Source organism: Oculatella sp. FACHB-28 (genome assembly GCF_014696015.1).
Taxonomy (GTDB): Bacteria; Cyanobacteriota; Cyanobacteriia; order Elainellales; family Elainellaceae; genus JAAUTN01.
Genome location: NZ_JACJPJ010000059.1, coordinates 1 through 4,312 on the forward strand (window position 1 = coordinate 1; position 4,312 = coordinate 4,312).

The following is a 4,312-nucleotide window of genomic DNA, read 5'->3' on the forward strand; positions in this document are numbered from 1 at the left end:
CGCTAAACGTTTCACGGTTGACCCCACACAAGCGCTTAAAGTGGCGCTTCGATAGATGCTCCAACTCGTTATATCGCATATCTGCTTCTGACATTAGCTTCTATTCAGAAGCTATCTTGCTTCGCTGCGATCCTCAACTGTCACACTCACTTTATATTCGTGCAGGAAGTCTATTACCTCTCAACCGCCCCCAAAGCCTTCAAAGTCGATCGCTGAATTGCCGTTAATCCGGTAACCCCAGTGACATTCATCCCCTCATAGGGTCTATCACTTCTAAGAACTTTCAAGCATTCTCCGGTTTCGATGTCCCAAAAACGAATCGTGCGATCGCCGCTGCTGCTGGCTAGTACAGACTGCAAATTGGAGGAATCAGACGTAAACAGTACTGTAAAAGTAAGCGTGTGAATCCATTTGGTATGCCCTTCTAAAACTTGAAGACATTCTCCTGTTTGGGCATTCCACACTTTAATGACTTGATCCAGGCTGGCAGTGACTAACCGTTGTCCGTTGGGACTGTAGGCGATTGCCACAATTGAGCTATCGTGTGCCTGCAATAGCCGTAAAGGTTGCCCGGTTGCTGCATCCCAGATTTGCACAGAGCCAGTACCACTATTGCTGGCTAAGACTTGCCCATCGGGACTGTAGGCGATCGCCCCACCCCAATCAAAGGTAGCAGAAAAGTGCCACGCACTATCAGCCTGGAGCACACTCAGACATTCACCTGTGGCAATGTTCCACACACGAATTCCCTGATCAACGCTGTAACTTGCCAACTGTTGAGCATCGGGACTGTAAATCACAGCAATCACCGGACTGCCATGATTGAACACCCGTAGGCACTGACCTGAGTAAACATCCCACAACCGGATCGTGTAGTCCACGCTGCAAGTCGCCACCGTTTCACCCTTGGAGCTATAAGCCACAGACCAGACAAACCCTGCATGACCCCGCAAGATTTGCAAACACTCTCCGGTCGAAACTTGCCAGAGCCTTACCACACCGTCTACACCGCTAGTCGCCACTGTTTGATCGTCCGGGCTAAAAGCGACCGATCGCACCCAAACTCCATGTCCCTTAAGCCGTTTGATACATTGTCCGGTTTGCACATCCCACAGTTTTGCAGTCTGCTCCTCCCCGCTGCTTACCAGCGTGCGTCCGTCAGAGCTAAAGGCGATCGCCCAGATGCTATCGCTGTATCCTCGCCATGTTTTGAGGCATTGCCCGGTTTGGATATTCCACAGCTTCAAGGTTTGTCCTTCATCACTACTAATCAGCGTCCGTCCGTCCTGACTAAACAGGGCAACTCGAACGCCATATTCATGTCCGTGCAGAGTTTTCAACAGTTGCCCGGTTTGGAGATGCCACAGTTTAATTGTTTGATCTGCGCTACAGCTTACGACCATCTCACCATCCTCGCTACAGTCAACCCACCAGACCCAACCCTGATGAGATTGGGTCTGTAGACATTCCCCGGTTTTTACATCCCACCACTTCAACTGGTTATCTAGCCCGCTGCTCATTAGCATTTTGCCATCGGGGCTAAAACACAGAAATACCAGTGGTCCGCGCTGATGCCCAGGCAACAGCTTGAAACATTCGCCGGTATAAGGATTCCGCAGCTTAATCGTGCCGTCATTGCAGGCACAGGCGAGAATTTCACCATCAGGACTGAATCGAACGTTGGTTGTCCAGTCAAGCTCCCGACTCAGGATAGACAACTTATCTATATCGCGATTCCATACTCGGATGGTGCCATCAGTGATGACAATGGTTTGACCATCTGGGCTAGGTGCGATCGCCCAAACCGTTCCAGTTGGGTTATAGAGCGATCGCAAGCACCGCCCAGTTCTCGCATTCCACAGTTTCAACAGTTGGTCGTCGCCACCACTGGCTAACGTCTCACCATCAGGCATAAACGTGAGTGAACGAACTGTACCATTATGCGCCTCCCAAGTATTCAACAGTTGTCCGTCCTTCAGTTGCCACAGGCAGATCTCACCCTGTGTGTCAGCCGAGGCTAGCCATTCTCCGTTGGCACTCACTGACATGATGTAGATGTGGTTAAAACTCTCAGTAAACGTTGATTTTGACAGATCGGAATTGGAGAAATCAGTATGTTGTAGAGAAACGCTCTTTAAATCTGCCTGCCAGACGATTAGCTCAGAAAAGTCATATCCGTTTAGATCTGGCTTGAATTGGTGAAGCAAGTTAATTATGTTGCCACCCATGTAACCTGCCTCGATCGATAGTTTTCGACGTAATGAGGAAAGCTTTTGCAGCAACATTGTTTCCAGCGCTGCGACACTACCAAAAAGATGCAGCAGTTGAGTTGCGATCGGTTTGAGGATCAAGCTAATTTGCGCTTCTTTTACATATTCCTGAGACTGAGCTTTAATCAGTGCATAAGCTTTGAAGTGCGGAGTGAGTGTGGGTGAGGCATCTCGTTCAGAGGTTGAGGGGTTCAGACTGCTTTGTTGTTCCCGTTGCGGACTTAATTCAGTGCAAACGTGCTGGATCAGCCGATGCGTGACGTATTCCATCAAAACGGGCTGAAGTGTAAATAGGGTGGCACGCCTTTCAACTCCTGATGATGGAGTTTGCTCAATCAGCGATCGCCGCTGCAAAGCTTCCAGTGCTTCCAGTAAGTCTGATGGCAGTAATGGAGAAAGGATGTCTGCTTGAAGGTCAGCGATCGCTACAGGTTCACGGTTGATTGCCAGCCAATACATTACCTGCTGCTCTAAAGCCGACAACCGATCAAACTGTTGGGTCAGCAAGTCCTGAATATCCCCAAAAATTACACTTCTCTGTGCCAAAAAGTGAGCTACATTTCCAGCGAACAGGTCATGAATGGTGGTTGCCACAATTTTTAGCGCTAGAGGATTACCTGCATAGGCTTGAATCAGTCGTTGCCAATCTTGTTGTGAACCCGAAAAGTTTCCTTTTGCCTGTAAGATTTCTTGCCCTTCTACTGCTGTCAATCCGTTTAGCTGAAATGAACGAACAGGAAGTGTTTTTCCTTCCAGGGTAGCCATCTCTTTGGGCTTTTCTCGACTGGTTAACAGCAAACAGCTTTGATGTTTTAACTCTCCTATTTTTTTGAACAATTCTCCATAGAGTTCAAACCCAGGGCGATAATGGCCAACTCGGCTCCCACGAGTGTCCCCTGTTGCCTCTGCCAAAATCGTTTCTACATTATCCAAAATCAATAGACAGCGATGGGTTCTAAAGTGCTTCAAAAGCTGCATCATTCGCTGCTCAATGTCTTGAGAAGCAGTCAATTCAGCACTAGTTGGCAAGTAAGTCAGGCTGTTTAACAGTGAGTCGAATGTGGGTGCATTATGTAGCGATCGCCAGATCACATATTCAAACTGATGCTGTAGCTGCTCTGCTAGCTTGACCGACAAAGCAGTTTTCCCAGTGCCGCCAATACCTAAAATTGCAACTAATCGACAGCGATCGTGAGTCAGCCATTTTTCTAAGATAGTGAATTCTTGCGATCGCCCATAAAACACCGAAACATCAATAGCATCTCCCCAATCCTGATGTCCATCTGTTGCATTAACGTCTGCATTTGAACCCTTGACGGGTAAGGTCTTGACAATGCTGCGGGTAGCAGACTTCACACCTCGGTCATGCCATCGTTTCAACACTGAGCGAAAATTGTTTTTAGTTACTTTCTCATCCAATGTTTCTGAAAGCAATTGCCACAGTTGAAAGCCAACTAGCTTGACGTAATCAGCATCATAGCCAGCAATTTCAGCAATTTCAGGGTAGGTTTTGCGCTCCCAAGACTGACGGAAAATGATTTCCTGCAAATCATTGAAAACCGCTTTGCCGAAAATGGCTTCAACTGTCGCTAAAGCTTCTTCAACCGTCATGGTTTGCAGCATGAATGAGGAATTAATCAGGATGAATCTTGCACTCGTTTCTGAGTGGCATGTAAAGCTCTGTATCAAATTCTTAATCCAATCCTATACCGATCCCTCAGTTTCGCTAGTTTGCTTAATGTTATGTAACATCATGTGTCGAATTGCTAACTCGAACACCTAACTTTGACTAACTTTTTATAACTGCGATCGCCTCAAGCCTTCCCTACGATACGAACAGTTGCGAAGACATCACAGCAACTCACATCGATAGATAAAAGGAATCATTGATTTATGACAACGACTCTACAGCGGCGCGAGAGCGCATCCCTGTGGGAGCAGTTCTGCAACTGGGTGACCAGCACCGACAACCGCCTGTACGTAGGCTGGTTCGGCGTTCTGATGATCCCCACTCTGCTCTCTGCCACCATCTGCTTCATCAT

The 4,312-nt window shown here is 47.7% G+C and carries 1 protein-coding gene and 1 pseudogene; one reads left to right on the forward strand and one right to left on the reverse strand.

The annotated features are described in order from the left end of the window. Positions 1–173 precede the first annotated feature (173 nt). Positions 174–3,893 carry an NB-ARC domain-containing protein gene (locus H6F88_RS12110; protein WP_199333570.1) on the reverse strand — a complete coding sequence of 1,240 codons (3,720 nt, stop codon included), beginning with the start codon at positions 3,891–3,893 and terminating at the stop codon, positions 174–176. Positions 3,894–4,163: 270 nt separating this feature from the next. Between H6F88_RS12110 and H6F88_RS12115 the strand changes: the two are divergent. Then, positions 4,164–4,312, forward strand: a pseudogene (locus H6F88_RS12115) (photosystem II q(b) protein); the annotation flags it as partial.

What these genes read in the sequence shown, in the direction of transcription:
- H6F88_RS12110 (WP_199333570.1), bottom strand. Translation starts at nt 3,893, where the DNA reads ATGCTGCAAACCATGACGGTTGAAGAAGCTTTAGCGACAGTTGAAGCC.